General features: G+C 40.2%; 10 protein-coding genes. 6 read left to right on the top strand and 4 right to left on the bottom strand.

Annotation, left to right across the window (positions count from 1 at the left end):
* Positions 1 to 9: 9 nt before the first annotated feature.
* Positions 10 to 858 (bottom strand): universal stress protein, encoded by an 849-nt coding sequence (locus B3600_RS10380; RefSeq protein ID WP_070567245.1) that lies wholly within the window; start codon positions 856 to 858, stop codon positions 10 to 12.
* 422 nt (positions 859 to 1,280) lie between these two features.
* Between B3600_RS10380 and alaS the strand changes: the two genes are divergently transcribed.
* From alaS to B3600_RS10350, 6 genes are all read left to right on the top strand, one after another.
* Entirely contained in the window at positions 1,281 to 3,896 is a 2,616-nt protein-coding gene (alaS, locus tag B3600_RS10375; protein ID WP_286752878.1) for an alanine--tRNA ligase, read from the top strand.
* 168 nt (positions 3,897 to 4,064) lie between these two features.
* Complete coding sequence (locus tag B3600_RS10370) at positions 4,065 to 5,162, top strand: TlpA family protein disulfide reductase (RefSeq protein ID WP_070567241.1); 1,098 nt, start codon at positions 4,065 to 4,067, stop codon at positions 5,160 to 5,162.
* Positions 5,163 to 5,265: 103 nt separating this feature from the next.
* Complete coding sequence (locus B3600_RS10365; protein ID WP_046672195.1) at positions 5,266 to 5,961, top strand: response regulator transcription factor; 696 nt, start codon at positions 5,266 to 5,268, stop codon at positions 5,959 to 5,961.
* A gap of 237 nt (positions 5,962 to 6,198) precedes the next feature.
* Positions 6,199 to 7,536 (top strand): dihydroorotase, encoded by a 1,338-nt coding sequence (locus tag B3600_RS10360; protein ID WP_286752877.1) that lies wholly within the window; start codon positions 6,199 to 6,201, stop codon positions 7,534 to 7,536.
* 9 nt (positions 7,537 to 7,545) lie between these two features.
* The gene (locus B3600_RS10355) at positions 7,546 to 8,601 is read left to right on the top strand and encodes a S66 peptidase family protein (protein ID WP_286752876.1); all 1,056 of its coding nucleotides are present in this window, start codon (positions 7,546 to 7,548) and stop codon (positions 8,599 to 8,601) included.
* Between the two features lies 1 nt (position 8,602).
* Entirely contained in the window at positions 8,603 to 10,006 is a 1,404-nt protein-coding gene (locus tag B3600_RS10350; RefSeq protein ID WP_286752875.1) for a M14 family zinc carboxypeptidase, read from the top strand.
* Between the two features lie 54 nt (positions 10,007 to 10,060).
* Here the strand turns inward: B3600_RS10350 and B3600_RS10345 are convergent, their stop codons facing one another.
* The 3 genes from B3600_RS10345 to B3600_RS10335 all read right to left on the bottom strand — a co-directional run bounded on the left by B3600_RS10345 (position 10,061) and on the right by B3600_RS10335 (position 15,935).
* On the bottom strand, positions 10,061 to 11,548 hold the full coding sequence (locus tag B3600_RS10345) for a RagB/SusD family nutrient uptake outer membrane protein (RefSeq protein ID WP_286752874.1): 1,488 nt from the start codon (positions 11,546 to 11,548) through the stop codon (positions 10,061 to 10,063).
* Between the two features lie 17 nt (positions 11,549 to 11,565).
* Positions 11,566 to 14,757, bottom strand: coding sequence for a SusC/RagA family TonB-linked outer membrane protein (locus B3600_RS10340; protein ID WP_286752873.1), 3,192 nt, complete (start codon positions 14,755 to 14,757; stop codon positions 11,566 to 11,568).
* 122 nt (positions 14,758 to 14,879) lie between these two features.
* The gene (locus tag B3600_RS10335; protein WP_112374223.1) at positions 14,880 to 15,935 is read right to left on the bottom strand and encodes a dipeptide epimerase; all 1,056 of its coding nucleotides are present in this window, start codon (positions 15,933 to 15,935) and stop codon (positions 14,880 to 14,882) included.
* Between the last annotated feature and the right edge of the window lies 1 nt (position 15,936).

Below are 15,936 nucleotides of genomic sequence, written 5' to 3'. Positions count from 1 at the left end.
GCTATAAGGTTATGCTTTAGTGAAAAATATTGGAACTAACGGATGACTAAATAGTGCTTTTGCAACTGAACGCGTGAAGACACGTTCAAAGAACGATTTTCTCGATCGTGTCACCAATAATATTTTGATCTTTTCCTCATGGATCATCTCATTAATGACTTCCGGAACGGTATCGAGGTCCTCAATATCACCCTGTATTGAATCGACTTCGATAGCAATATTGGTCACACCGATATATTTTTTGATCTTATATTTCCATACTTCAAGCTTGTCTTCGATTCTGTTTTCTGAGGAATGATCGTAGTGAACATGCATCAATTTTAATTCAAAATCCTTGCCGATAATGTTCACAAAATCCTGTACGGTTTGTACCTCTTCTTCTTTAAAATTAGACAGTAAGCCAACTTTGTCAATAGGGGTAAAGGATGCTTCAGTTGGAATGGCCAAGACAGGTATTTTGGCTTTTTTGCTAATAACATAGGTTGTGCTGCCAATTAGCTGGCTGTCGTCATTGGTGATGCCTTTAGTTCCCATGATGACAAAATCAAATCGATTAGGAGTGGCGAGCTCGGGTAGTGTTTCTGTAATCATACCGCGCTCACATTGTGTTGTTATTTCAAGCGTGGGATGTTTTAATTTTATTGATTCTGCCAGATTTTTAATAAGGATATCAGCTTTGAATGTTGGAGAATCAGCCTCATTACGGCTGTTTTCCTCCTCAAATACTGCAGAAGCTGAAGTATAATTGTGGTAAAGATGGAGTGAATACCCCTTTTCGAGGGCAAGGTCCACTGCGTAATCTACAGCATTATTAGAATGAGCCGAAAAATCTACCGGTAGTAGAATGTTTTTTTTCATTAGAAGGAATTTAATCTACAAAATCTAATCTTATTTATTTTGCCTTTAGGGAATGTGCGCGAAAGTGTACTAGATTCCCTATTTTACTATCAAATGTAATAAAACAAATGTAATTGTGGATGACCTTAAGTCAAATAGTTTTTGTTGTTTTACATGTTGAATTTGACGAGCTTTAGACAAATATGAATAACGAATAACGCTTTTAAAATGTTGTATTTAATGTCAGTTTGTGATTTTTGTCACCTATAAAATACCTGTACTCTAACTGTCTGTATGTTATCTCCTGATTTTTTTGTTTGAAAAGTCAATATTGGAGTTTTTCTCGTTTAGAGAAAACGGTCGTTTCAAGGTCAATATATGGAATTCTACATTGCATAACCTACCAATTTTGAGTAAGTTTGCACATATTTTTAGATAATTAAATGACAAGTAGAGAAATTCGTCAAGCCTTTTTGGACTTTTTTAAAAGTAAAGGGCATCAGATAGTACCTTCAGCACCAGTAGTTGTAAAAAATGACCCTACATTAATGTTTACCAATGCGGGGATGAATCAATTCAAAGATTTGTTTCTTGGTGAAGCACCCATCAAATTTCCGCGTGTTGCCGATACACAACGCTGTTTGCGCGTTTCCGGCAAACACAATGATTTGGAAGAAGTAGGGATTGATACCTACCACCATACATTGTTTGAGATGTTAGGAAATTGGAGCTTTGGTGATTACTTTAAGAAAGAAGCTATTGCTTGGGCCTGGGAGCTGTTGACAGAAGTATATAAGTTAGACAAAGATCGTTTATATGTAACCATTTTCGAAGGGGATGCAAAAGAAGGTTTAGAACGTGATATGGAAGCTTTCGATTTCTGGAAGGAATGGATTGACGAAGATAGAATTCTCCTTGGTAACAAGAAAGATAATTTCTGGGAAATGGGAGAGACTGGGCCTTGTGGGCCTTGTTCCGAAATTCATTTCGATATGCGCAGTGCAGAAGAGCGTACACACACTTCAGGACAGAGTTTGGTCAATGCCGACCACCCTCAGGTAATTGAGATCTGGAATCTTGTTTTTATGCAGTTTAATCGCTTGAAAGATGGTTCACTTCAGTCGCTCCCAGCTAAACATGTTGATACGGGAATGGGCTTTGAGCGTTTGGTGCGATGCATCCAGGGAAAGACATCTAATTATGATACGGATGTATTTACACCTACCATTGATTTTATTTCTGGGAAATCAGGCATAAAATACGGTATAGATGAAAAGTCTGATATTGCTATGCGTGTAGTGTCTGATCACATTCGTGCGGTTAGTTTTGCAATTGCCGATGGTCAATTGCCATCTAACAATAAAGCTGGTTATGTGATCCGTCGTATTTTACGTCGCGCGGTACGTTATGCTTATACATTTTTAGGTTTTAAGACTCCTTTTATCAACGAACTCGTCCCTGTCTTGGCATCACAGTTTGCCGGTGTATTCGACGAACTGATTCAACAGCAGGATTTTGTACAGAAGGTAATCTTAGAGGAAGAAGTTTCTTTCCTAAGAACATTGTCTACGGGGGTCCAACGATTTGAAAATTATGTAGAGGACCACAGCGTAATTAATGGAGATTTTGCTTTCGAGCTTTATGATACTTACGGATTTCCGATCGACTTAACTGAATTATTGGCCCGGGAGAAAGGGTTAACGGTTGATATGGAAGGTTTCAACCAAGCACTTCAAATTCAAAAGGATCGTTCTCGTGCTGCCACTGCTATAGATACAGGTGATTGGGTTGTGGTAAATGATGATGAGGGATTTGAATTCGTAGGCTACGACACATTAACTGCCGTTACAGAGGTTATTAAATACCGTAAGGTTGTAGCAAAAAATAAAGAGCAATTCCAATTGGTGCTTTCTGTCAGTCCTTTTTATGCTGAGGGTGGTGGCCAGGTTGGTGACTCTGGAGAATTGGTTTCCGAGGAAACGGGCGAGAAGATTTATATCACGGATACAAAAAAGGAAAATGGTCTATTTGTACATTTTACAAACAAATTGCCATTAGAATTGAAAGGAACATTTGTTGCTCAGGTCGATAAATCCAAAAGAATCGATACTGAAAACAATCACTCGGCGACCCATTTATTACATGCTGCGCTAAAACAGGTGCTAGGAAGCCATGTGAATCAAAAGGGATCATTGGTCAACGCCGATATTTTACGCTTTGACATCTCTCATTTTGCGAAAATGACTGACGAAGAGATTAAACAAGTTGAAGATATTGTCAATGCTAAAATTCGTGAAAATATTCCGTTGAAAGAGGAACGTAATGTCCCTTATCAACAGGCATTAGATTCTGGTGTAACAGCACTATTTGGTGAAAAGTATGGCGATTTTGTTCGTGTGATCACCTTTGAAGATCAATATTCTAAAGAATTGTGTGGTGGTACGCATGTCAAAGCAACTGGTCAAATCGGGTTTTTCAAAATTGTTTCTGAATCTGCTGTTGCAGCCGGTGTACGTCGTATTGAAGCAATTACCGGAACTCGTTCAGCTTCGGTTATCCGTGAGCATTTCGAATTGGTTCATCACCTGAAAGAGCTTATGAATAATCCAAAGGATTTCGTTTCTGCATTAGGTAAAATCATCGACGAGAATGGCGCTTTGAAGAAAGAAGTCGAGAAAAGTATTACAGAAAAATCCTTGGCATTGAAGTCAGATCTGGAAGCGAAGATTCAACAAGTTGGATCTATAAACTTCTTGTCCACAATTGTTGATCTGCCCAATGCCGAAGCTGTGAAAACCTTGGCGTATGCGGTAAAGGGAGCTGTTAACAACTTGTTTTTGGTCATTGGTGCTGAGTTTGAAGGTAAACCGAGTTTGACCGTCGTCATATCAGATGAATTGGCCAAAGAAAAAGGGTTGAACGCAAGTCATATTGTTCGTGATTTGGCTAAGGATATCCAAGGCGGCGGAGGTGGTCAACCATTTTTCGCAACAGCTGGAGGTAAGAACCCTGCCGGATTAAAGGTTGCAATTGAGCGAGCAATAGATTTCTTGAAATAAATTTTATACAATACCAAGCCATCGGATTTATTCGGCGCCTTCCTTGGGAGATCCGAATAAATCGGATAGTTTTCACGATTCTTAAAGCTGTGACATGTAGCGTGAATCAAACAGAGCAAAGCCATTTGCGTAATTGGGAATAGGTACTTAACAAATAAAAATAAACGGATGAAAAAGGCAGTTTTTTTAGCAGTAGGGATCGTTGGTTTGATGATGGGTTGCCAAAATAAAGAGCAATTTACCATCGCTGGAAATGTCGAAAATCCTGGCAATATCAAAGTTATTTCATTGTATGAAGGTGATACCAAGCTAGATTCAATGTTTTTTGGCGATAATAACAAATTTCAGTTCGTACGACCTGCTAGCCAATCCAGACTGTTGTCCTTGCGTGTAGGTAAAAATCGGTACGATTTGATTGCTTCTCCGGGGGAGACGATCACATTTAAGACAGATCTTCATAAAGATGTAAATGATTATCAAGTGGATGGGTCTGAATTGTCAAAGACGATACAGCCTTTTGCCAAAGAGCGAAATTATCGCGATTATCTACAGGACTCCTTACAGACGGTGTTTTCTAAGCTGACAGCCAATTCAACAGCAGCTGAGATCGAAAAGATTCGTGCTGAATATAAATCAAAGTTTGCGGAGGAATTGCGTACATATACAAAAAAAGCCGTCGATTTCGCTAATAAACACAATGATCTTGCTGGTTTTTATGCGATCTCTACCTTAGATCCCGAAGTCGCCGAAAATGAAATCATTACCTATGCAGAGAAAATAAAAAATGAATTTACGGAGAACAGATATGTGACACAGTTTAAGGAGGAGACCCAAAAGCTAAAAAAAATGGCTATTGGACAACCTGCTCCCGAACTGACTTCATTTACGCCTTCCAACAAAGAGGTAAAATTGTCGAGTTTTAAAGGAAAATATACCTTGGTTGATTTCTGGGCTTCATGGTGTATGCCTTGTCGCCAGGAGAACCCCAATCTCGTTAGGTTGTACAATACTTACCACGCTAAAGGCTTTGATATACTCTCCGTTTCATTTGATGATAATCCTGGCTCATGGATGCGTGCTATCGAAGATGACAAGTTAACCTGGACACATGTATCAGATTTGAAAGCTTGGAGCTCACCAGTTGTGATTGATTACCGAGTGAAAGCCTTGCCTACCTCTTATATTCTCGATCCGAACGGCATTATTATAGCAAAGAACCTGCGCGGCGAGGAGCTGGAGGCATTTTTGAAGAAAACAATTAAATAATCAATCTGTTATTGTTAAATATTATATTACTTAATAATTTGGTAACATTAGATTAACTGATTGTTATCATTTTGTTTATAATTTAGCAAAAAAAATAAGACAAATGAGTTCTTCGAAACAAAAGATTTTAATTGTTGATGACGAAAAAGATATCTTGGATTTAATTGCATTCAACTTAAATCGTGAAGGTTATCAGGTCTCTACAGCGCAAAATGGGGAAGAGGCAATCAACGTTGCCAAACAAGTAAATCCGGACCTCATCATTTTGGATGTGATGATGCCAAAGATGGACGGAATTGAAGCTTGTCGCATCATGCGCGCAATGCCTGAATTCAAAAGTACATTTATGGTGTTTTTGACTGCTAGAAGCGAAGAGTATTCGGAGATCGCAGGATTTCATGTCGGTGCAGACGACTATATTGCAAAGCCGATCAAACCGCGTGCGCTAATGAGTCGCATCAATGCTATCTTAAGAAGAAATGCTTCCGAAGAGTCAGATGCTGCCGTTCAGGATAAAATTGAAATTGCCGATTTGGTTATTGATCGAGATTCTTTCTTAGTCTACAAAGGGGAACAAAAGATCGTTCTTGCAAAGAAAGAGTTTGAGCTATTATATTTGTTGGCTTCAAAACCGAATAAGGTGTTTACGCGTGAACAGATCTTAAAGAGCATCTGGGAAGATTCTGTTGTTGTGACTAACCGTACAATTGACGTTCACATCCGCAAGCTGCGGGAAAAGATAGGAGACGATTATGTAACCACTGTAAAAGGAGTGGGATACAAATTTGATAAAGAATAGAGAAAGAGGCCAAAGCCTCTTTTTTTATTGATTAACTTTCCGCAGTATAGATTCTATACGATTCGCCTTGCGCCAAATCTGGACAAATCTGGGGCAGATGTTTCCAATTTAACATAAGAGAAAGGAGCGGATTTAGTGAAGGAATTGCCATCGTTATAGGGAACTCTTTCTCGAGATGACTTGATATCACCGCAACAAATCTTTACTTTTGACCTAAAGCAAAGTAAAAATTTCAACATGTCATCTATTCTTATAAAATCTGCACAACTAGTCAATGAAGGTAAAGTTGAGGTTGCTGACGTATATATCAGCAATGGTCGAATCGAAATGATTGCTCAGGAAATTAATCATCCTGCTGATCAGGAGATAAATGCTGAGGGGCTACACTTGCTACCGGGACTTATCGATGACCAGGTTCATTTTAGAGAACCCGGGTTAACTTATAAAGCGGATATATGGCATGAGAGCCGCGCCGCAGTTGCTGGTGGGACAACCTCCTTCATGGAAATGCCTAATACTGTCCCGAATACGTTGACTCAGCAGTTGCTTCAAGATAAATATGATATTGCAGCAAAAAATGCATCGGCCAATTACTCATTCTTTATGGGGGCGGCTAATGATAATCTTGAGGAGGTGCTTAAAACTAATCCAAGGGATGTCTGTGGTATCAAAGTTTTTATGGGGTCATCTACAGGGAATATGTTGGTGGATAATGAAAAAGCGTTGGAAGGGATCTTTGCGAATGCTCCGACCTTGGTGGCTACGCATTGTGAAGACGAGGCGACGATAAAGGCAAATCTGGCCCTATTTAAGGAAAAATATGGTGAGGATGGATTGAAAATTGAGATGCATCCATTGATTCGTTCTGAGGAAGCCTGCTATTTATCCTCGTCGAAAGCTGTCGAATTGGCAAAAAAGCATAATACACGCTTGCATATCCTTCATATATCAACAGCCAAAGAAATTGCATTATTTAGTCATGATATTCCATTAAAGGATAAAAAAATAACGGCTGAAGCTTGTATCCATCACCTTTGGTTTTCTGATCAGGATTATGCTTCAAAAGGTAATTTTATCAAATGGAATCCAGCTGTAAAAACAGCCAATGATCGCGACCAAATTCTAAAAGCTTTATTAGATGGGCATATCGATGTGATAGCGACAGATCATGCTCCGCATACAATGGAGGAAAAATCGCAGCCCTATGCTTCAGCGCCAAGCGGAGGACCTCTTGTACAGCATGCATTGCAAGCCTTGTTGGATATGGTCAAAGCGGGAAAAATGACCCTGGAACAATTGGTGCAAAAATCTGCACACAATACGGCTACATTGTTCCAAATCGAAGATAGAGGTTACATTCGTGAGGGATATTGGGCCGACCTTGTGTTGGTCGATCTGAATAAACCTTATACGGTTTCGAAAGCAAATATCCTGTCAAAATGTGGCTGGTCACCATTTGAGGGACACACATTTAGCTCAACGATTGAACATACTTTCGTGTCAGGTAAACTTGCTTTCTCCAATGGGCAACTTATTGAGAAAGGTGCTGGTGAACGTCTGTTGTTCAACCGATAGTATTTAACAATGGAAAAAAGAGCCTTTCTAAAATCGGTTGCTTTAAGCATGTTGTCTATTCCTGTATCGGGAATGGGATTGCCAACCGGAGACAAAAATGAGTTGTACGGCCAAGCGGCTTTGCTTGCAACGAGGTTAAAATTGGGGGATACCATAGGTTTAATTACACCTGCAGGTGTATTGGATGAGGAAGAGTCCATTAGCATTGCGCGTGAAATATTCGAGACACAGGGTTTTAAAGTAAAAGAGGGTAAACATATCCGCAGCCGCTATGGTAATTTGGCCGGTACCGATCAGGAGCGTATTGCCGACATACACGATATGTTTGCAGATAAGACTGTCAAAGCGATTGTCTGTATCAGGGGCGGATCGGGTACTTCGCGCCTTTTGGATCGGCTAGATTATAAACTGATTTCCGATAACCCCAAAATTCTATTGGGTTATTCAGATATAACAGCGCTTCTTTTGGCCCTGTATACAAAAACAGGACTTGTTACATTTCATGGCGCAGTAGGTATCAGTACATGGACCCAAAAACTTGCAGAGGCTTTTAAAGCCCAGTTTGTTGCCAATCAGCCAGCGATATTTGAGAATCCCAAGTTGAAGGGGGATACCATTGTACAGACCAAAGACCGAATAGCAACGATTCATCCTGGCATAGCAGAAGGAATATTGTTGGGTGGGAATATGACCGTATTGACCGGATTATGTGGTTCACCTTATCTGCCGGACTTTAAAGATAAAATTCTTTTTATTGAAGAGGTAGACGAAGATATGGAACGGGTAGATCGGATGTTCTGTCAATTGAAAAATGCGGGTATATTAGGCGTAATTAAGGGCTTTATTTTTGGCAAGTGCACCAATTGCAAACCATCTGCTGGCTATGGATCCGTAACACTTGATCAACTGTTCAATGATTATATCAAACCTTTGAAAATTCCGGCTTATACAGGGGCAGTCATTGGGCATATTGCCGAACAGTTTATCTTACCCGTAGGTGCAAAAGTTCATGTGGATGCTTCTCTAGGAACAATTGCCTTAATGGAGCCTGCATTAAGAGATTAATATGAAATTTGTAAAGAACGATTTAATCAAAGCCTTTTCTTTGTATGAAGAAAGGGCTTTGATGCATAGAAGATTTAAACATGCCGATATATTACCGTTATTGGAAAATATCAGCAGCGCTGGACACCTTGCTGTAACGGAAATTGGTCAATCAAGTGAAGGCCGTTCGATCTATCGGTTACAATATGGTCAAGGGCCAATCAAAATACTTTTATGGTCACAAATGCACGGTGATGAGCCTACAACGACAATGGCATTATTTGATCTGTTTAATTTCTTTGGCGGGAAAGATGATGGTTTTGATGCATATCGAAATGAGATAGCATCAAAATTGACGCTATATTTTATTCCGATGCTAAACCCAGATGGTACTGAGCGGTTTCAACGTAGGACGGCAATGGATGTGGATATGAACAGGGACGCTCGGGCTACTGCAACTGTAGAGGGAGCCCTATTGAAGAAGCAAGCCATGTTGTTAAAACCTGATTTTGCCTTTAACCTGCACAACCAAAACAATTACTACAATATTCCTGGGACAAATACGCCAGTGGCAATTTCCTTGTTGGCCCCAGCTTATGATTATGCGCGGAATATCAATGCAACTCGGGCGGATGCCATGCGTGTAATTGTGGGAATAAATAAGATCCTTCAAGAGGTTGTACCCGATGCGGTCGCAAAGTATGACGATGAACATACACCACGTGGCTTTGGCGATAACTTTCAAAAATGGGGAGTTCGTACTGTTTTAATTGAATCAGGAGCTTATGTAGGTGATAGCGAAAAAATGATGGTCAGAAAATGTAATTTCGTCGCATTGTTAAAAGCATTTGAGGAGATTGCTGACCAATCCTTTGAACAGTATTCGATTACCGATTACGATACGATTCCCTTCAATGATGAAAAGCTCCATGATGTGTTACTGAGAAATTTGACCATTGAGCAGGATGGAGCCCAAATTGTTGTTGATATTGCCATTCGGCAAAATGAAAAGACGATAGGATCTGACTATTGTGTAGTGGGGGTAGTCGAGGATATTGGCGATCTGCAGGATTTTTATGGATATCTAGATCTGGATGTTTCGAGACTTAAGTTTATCCCCGCTAAGAAATATGATAATGCACTTCTAATTAGCCAATTGGATCACAACCTTATTCAGGGTCTATTGCGTAAAGGAATAGCCACGGTTCATATTAAGGATGGCGAAACTGCTGGTAAATTGCACCATTTTCCGATTAATATCGTGTCCAGTGAAAATTTCTTGTCTGAGAGACTGCCTAAACTCGGTTCTATGGCAAATTTTTTTATTGGTACGGACGAAGATATCAGGTACGCCATAATCAATGGTTATGTCCTCGACCTTGCCGTTGCTAGTCAGGATCTGAATTATAAAAATTGTGTCTATTAGCTTTTCAATAAACAAAAAAGGTCATTCTAGAATGACCTTTTTTGTTTATTGAAATTAATAACCCGAATTTTGTTGATCTTTTAGTATTGGGTTGGCATTTATCTCAGATTGCGGAATCGGTAATATATATTTTTCAAACGTACGATCAATTTCTTTTGGCCGAGTTTTGATTGTTAAACCCTGAAAATCGTCGTTGAAAGTAATCTTTTTGTTCAGACGGATCATGTCCCAATAACGATGTCCTTCCCCAAACAATTCTTTACTTTTTTCTTTTAGAATAGCATCTTCACTAATGGAGCCAGCAGTAAATGCCACACGATTTGGAGAACGTTTGCTGATAGCGTTTAAGAATCCAGCAGCTTTTGTAGGGTCAGATGTCGGTTTTTTTAATGCAGCTTCGGCAGCAATAAGATAAATTTCCGACAGTCTAACGACCTTGATATTAACTGCCGTGTTATTGGTATTTCCTTTATCTCCCAATGAATTTAAAGGGAGCGATGTGTTGGTGTTGACGCTGCCTAAGTTTTTATATACTGCTCCCATACGGGTAACTGAGCTTTCATCACGACCTAAAATTGCCCAGCGGACGTCGCCGGTATCTTCCTTTAATCGATTCAAATAATAATCACTGGCGTAAAACATACCGCCCTGACCACCCGTTCTCCGCATGAGGTAATAGCCTAAGCTAGCCGTTCCAAGATCTGCCTCGCCTTCGTTGATGCCGAGTTCATAGATAGATTCACTGCCATACATACTTGCCCATGAACTTGCCCACTTTTCATTTTCATACAATTTGTATACATTGTCGGTAATGATCTCGTTGGATTTCTGATAAGCATTTTCGTAGTCTGCCATAGTCAGATAGACACGGCTTTGAATAGCCAAATTTGCATAATAGTTGATATAACCATTGTCTGGCTTCTTATTTGCGCTTAGCAGCTCTTGGCCAGCCTTGAGGTCTTTTAAGATTTGTGTATAGACTTCTTCTACAGTGGCGCGGGTAGGTTTGTTGCTGTATAATGCGGAACTGATCACAATTGGCACCCCTTTGGAAGTTTTGTCGTGTGTATACGATTTGCCATATAATCTGACGAGGTCAAAATAAAACAATGCACGTAACGTCAATAATTGCCCTTGTGCATTCGCATATTGTGCTTTGGAAGCAGCATCAACTTTGTCTATTTTTTCCAAAACATCATTTGTCTGTGCGATACAATTATAGATTTGGGACCAGAAGCCACCGAAGTTGTTGGTTTCGGCATCTTGATTGAAAGAATACAATTGATCCAAACCTCTTCCTTGTGAATAGACGGTGAGATCGCCGCCTTTAACTTCACCATAGAGTTCGAAATTTCGACCGTAATAGCTGGACGAAGCGATAAGCCGGCTAAGTCCATTGATTCTGTTTCGGGCATCGCTTGCGCTATTGAATCCCGTATTTGCGTCAATTGAATTTCCAGGTTCGACATCCAGGAAATCTTTACAGCTGCTGAACGACGTCAATAGAGCAGCTGCTATAATGGATATTTTGAATATTTTCATTGTGTAAAATTTAAGCATTAAAAACCTAGTTCAATTCCAAATGTGTAGGTTTTCCCAATTGGTGTTTCCCATCCGCGAGTTGAATATTGACCGACTTCAGGATCCGCAATTTTATATTTAGATGCAGTCAATAGATTCGTGCCATTAAAGTAGACACGCGCGTTGCTGAATCCGACTTTATTTAGGAAGTTCTTAGGTAGCCTATAACCAAAGTTGATGTTCTTTAATCTCAGAAAGGAAGCATCATGCAATTGTCTTGAACTGTATTTTTGAGGATCTGTTAAGTCATTGCCATCTAATTTTGGTAGCGTACCTCCAGTATTGTTATCTGTCCACATGTGCTCAAATGCATACTCGGAGCGAATTCTTTCCCAATAATAACCGTCATCGGCCACATCCTTGAATGCACCGTCGTAGAGCTTTCCACCAATTTTGTAAATGAAATTGAAGCCCAAATTGAAATTTTTATATTCGAAATCTGTATTTAAACCACCGCTGACTTTTGGAACACCATTTCCAATGATTGTATAGTCCGCTTTATTGAAATCGTAAGTCGCATTGCGTCCGTTATAATCGAAAATATCAGTACCAGTTTGGTTATTGTTAGTATAATAAACGTTTTTTCCATTTTTTTGATCTACACCAGCCCATTCATAACCATAAAAAGCTAGTGTGGACTGTCCTTCTCTATAGATAAATTGGGCCCTCGCGTCCCCGCTCCCTTTTGTGTCATTTCCGACTGACCCTGTAGGATCATACCAGATGATATCTTGTTTGTCGTTAAGTTTTTGGACTTTAGAGGTGATAAATGCGGCGTTTACGTTGGCACTCCATCTGAAATCTTCTTTTTTAATGATATCGCCAGCCAATTCAATTTCTAATCCCTTGTTGTTGATCTGACCTACATTTCTTAATACAGTACTAAATCCCGTCGTTTGTGATGTAGGGACGTCCTGTAACAGATTTTTGGATGTTCTGTTAAAATATTCTACCGATCCCGTAATCCTATTTTTTAGGAAGCCAAATTCCAGCCCCGCATTGGTGGTATAGGACGTTTCCCAGGTGATGTCCGGGTCGGGATTTGATATCAGATTTCCGCCAGGCTGGCCTTTGTAGTTAAAGTTGTTGAAAGATACAAGCCTTCTCCATCCAAAATTATCACTGGGCAATGTACCATTAATACCGTATGAGGCTTTAAGACGTAAGGTATTGATCGCATCATTTTCTTTAAAAGCAGGTAGATTTTTTAAGCTATATGCACCTGATACAGACCAGAAGTCTCCCCATCGGTTTTTAGGTCCCAATTTAGACGAACCATCACGGCGGTAAGACGCTGCTAAGAAATAGGTGTTGTCATAGTTGTATTCGGCTCTTCCGAGATATGACATTAGATTATAACCCCAACTATATGCATTGGCCTCAAATTTACCCGCAGACGAAATATAAGGTAGCTCAGCAGATCCCAGGCCTCTTCCTGTTGTGCGCATGAAATCCGTCTTATTCTTCTCAACCTCAAAACCAGCTAATAAATTCAGGTTATGCTTGTCGAAGGATTTGTTGTAATTGACGGTATTGGAGCTGACCAGTTTTAACATATTGGTGTTAAACTGGTGAACGACCCCACCATCACTGACGCCATTGAAATGCTTGGCGCTATAATATAGGTAGTCCTTCATGTCTGTGTAATCATATGAGAATACAGTTTTGGCTGTTAAACTGGGTAGTATATTCCAGGTTAAGTTGCTGATAACCCCTAATTTGTTTGTTTTGGAGCTGTTGTCCCACTGTTTGTCATAATAGTCCGCATTGTAAGCATAGCTACCGTAACGATCTGTCCAATCCTCTCCAGTTTTATAGTTTGTCGGCCAATATAGAGGCCATAACAGATTTCGGGATTGAAGGAAATAATTTGATCCGGTATTTCTAGTGTCATTAAATCCCTTTTTTTTGTTGTGGCCAATGTTAATATTTGTTCCAAACTCGAGATTATCGACTATTTTTTGTGTTAAATTCAAACGTCCTGAAATACGTTCGAAATCATTGACTCGGATCCGGCTTTTATCTGTTGTATAACCTAAAGAAGAAAAATACTTTGTGGCATCAGTTCCTCCTGAAAGTGAAAGATTATTGTCTTGATAAATACCGGTACGGAACAATGCCTTATCCCAATCGTAATATTTGCCCTCTCTGTTTTCAATACCGTCAGTCATGCCCAGTATACTCACATTGTCATATCGTCCGGTGCCATTGGTTTCAAAACGATAACCGTGTTTATTGAATTTATTATTCAGCTGCGTTAAAGCATAAGTATTGGCCTCCGCTTCAGTTTTTCCATTTGAGGTGCGATAGTCATAAAAGATCTGATAGAGCATATTGACCTGATCTTGAGGTGACGCGGTCTCGTAATTGTCTGTTGCCCATGTAGGCGTAAAACCAAGTGAGCTCTTAAAATTTACTGTAGGCTTTCCTGTTTTTCCTTTTTTTGTCGTAATTAGGATGACACCATTAGCTGCCCTAGAGCCATATAAAGATGATGCTGCAGCATCCTTCAGTACTGTAATTGTTTCGATATCATCGGGATTTAAATTGCCCATGACATTATTGGAGGTGTAGATGTAATCGCCCATCTGCCCGCCTGAACCCGAGTTTGCAGGAACTCCGTCGATGACATATAATGGTTCATTGGAGGCATTCATAGAACCGATACCCCGAATACGTATACTTGGAGTAGATCCAGCTTGGCCTGAGGGAGTTGATACAGTAAGTCCAGCAACACGTCCGCTGAGAGCGCCTTCAAATGAAGTGACAGGAACATTATCAATGTCTTTGGCTTTTACAGTTGCCGCCGAACCCGTATAGGTACTTTTTTTAGCGGTACCATAAGCGACGACCATAACTTCATCCAATGCTTGTTCATTACCAGAGAGGGAGATGCTGATCGTTTTTCGGCCATTCACTTGGATTTCTTGTGGTTTATATCCCACAGCAGAAATCGTTAGCATAGCATTAGCATTTGCAGTTAAGGTGAATGAGCCATTCTCGTTGGTTGAAGTTCCCTGATTTGCGCCTTTTACTTGTATTGTAACTCCGCTAATTGGTTTTCCGTTGCTGTCTGTTATTTTACCAGCAATTTGGATCTGTTGTGCATATAAAGACTGCATCGAACTACAGGCTATGAGACACAACGTTGTGAGCACATGTTGTTTCATAAAAGTGTGAATTGATTAATTTAGTTGTTAATATTTTGGTGCTGTCGAGTGTTGGTCAAACTTGCGATAGCAATTCAGTGCAATCTTTTCTTTAAGAAAAAAACATTGCACTGAATATAGGGTTATTTTCTTACAATTCCAATTCCCGGACGGTCGGGGAGAAGGCAATTGCCATTTACCACGGTCATGCCGTCGTATATATCATTTGCAATTAATAAAGCACCGTCTAGATCTGCCCAATCTGTTAAAGGTGCAAGTTGTGCCGCTGCACTGATAGCGCAAGAAGTTTCTGTCATACAGCCGATCATGACTTTCATTTCCAAAGAACGAGCAAGTTCTGCCATTCGCTTCGCTTCGCGCATGCCCGTGCATTTCATCAGTTTAATGTTAATACCCGAATAAACCCCCTTTAAACCCGGCACATCGACCAGTCGTTGGCATCCTTCGTCGGCGATTGTGGGAATTGGGCTATGTTCTGTCAACCAAGCATTATCATCGATCTGCTCTTTAGGCATAGGCTGTTCTAAGAAAGAAACATTTCTTTCTGCAAGCCAATACGCCATCTCCAAGGCTTCTTCACGTGTTTTCCAACCCTGGTTCACATCGGCGCATAATGGTCGATCCGTAACCTGACGGATGGTATCAATAATCATTTTGTCGGTGTCGAGCCCCAGCTTCACCTTTAAAATTTTAAACTGATCAGCCTCGGCAACTTTTTGGCGGATCATTTCTTCTGTATCGATTCCGATGGTGTAGGACGTCGGTGGGATAAGGTCAGGATTTAACCCCCAGATTTTATAATAGGGCTGGTTCATAATTTTACCAAGGATATCATGTAGGGCAATATCAATGGACGCTTTTGCAGCCGTGTTTTTCGAAGCAAGCTGATCAATATAATGCAGAATCTCTTCGGTTTGAAAAGGTGAGTTAAAACCTGTGAGATCAATTTGATTCAAAAACGAAATCACGCTATCTTGCGACTCGCCAAGATAGGGTGGCATACTCGCTTCGCCATAACCGATAACGCCATCATACTCTAATTCGGTCAATACAACCGGTGTTGTGCTTCGGCTAAAGGAAGCTACTGTAAAGACATGGCGCAAAGTTAGCGTGTAAGGCCGAAACCTTAATTTAAAGGCCCCAAAATCTTTACTAATCCATTCAGATTGATTGCTCATC

This window comes from Sphingobacterium sp. UBA2480 (assembly GCF_002341965.1).
Classification (GTDB): domain Bacteria; phylum Bacteroidota; class Bacteroidia; order Sphingobacteriales; family Sphingobacteriaceae; genus Sphingobacterium; species Sphingobacterium multivorum.
The sequence above is the reverse complement of the archived record's forward strand: the minus strand, read 5'-3'. Positions and strand labels throughout refer to the sequence as shown.

What these genes read in the sequence shown, in the direction of transcription:
- B3600_RS10360 (WP_286752877.1), top strand. Translation starts at nt 6,199, where the DNA reads ATGTCATCTATTCTTATAAAATCTGCACAACTAGTCAATGAAGGTAAA.
- B3600_RS10335 (WP_112374223.1), bottom strand. Translation starts at nt 15,935, where the DNA reads ATGAGCAATCAATCTGAATGGATTAGTAAAGATTTTGGGGCCTTTAAA.
- B3600_RS10345 (WP_286752874.1), bottom strand. Translation starts at nt 11,548, where the DNA reads ATGAAAATATTCAAAATATCCATTATAGCAGCTGCTCTATTGACGTCG.
- alaS (WP_286752878.1), top strand. Translation starts at nt 1,281, where the DNA reads ATGACAAGTAGAGAAATTCGTCAAGCCTTTTTGGACTTTTTTAAAAGT.
- B3600_RS10355 (WP_286752876.1), top strand. Translation starts at nt 7,546, where the DNA reads ATGGAAAAAAGAGCCTTTCTAAAATCGGTTGCTTTAAGCATGTTGTCT.
- B3600_RS10350 (WP_286752875.1), top strand. Translation starts at nt 8,603, where the DNA reads ATGAAATTTGTAAAGAACGATTTAATCAAAGCCTTTTCTTTGTATGAA.
- B3600_RS10365 (WP_046672195.1), top strand. Translation starts at nt 5,266, where the DNA reads ATGAGTTCTTCGAAACAAAAGATTTTAATTGTTGATGACGAAAAAGAT.
- B3600_RS10370 (WP_070567241.1), top strand. Translation starts at nt 4,065, where the DNA reads ATGAAAAAGGCAGTTTTTTTAGCAGTAGGGATCGTTGGTTTGATGATG.
- B3600_RS10340 (WP_286752873.1), bottom strand. Translation starts at nt 14,757, where the DNA reads ATGAAACAACATGTGCTCACAACGTTGTGTCTCATAGCCTGTAGTTCG.
- B3600_RS10380 (WP_070567245.1), bottom strand. Translation starts at nt 858, where the DNA reads ATGAAAAAAAACATTCTACTACCGGTAGATTTTTCGGCTCATTCTAAT.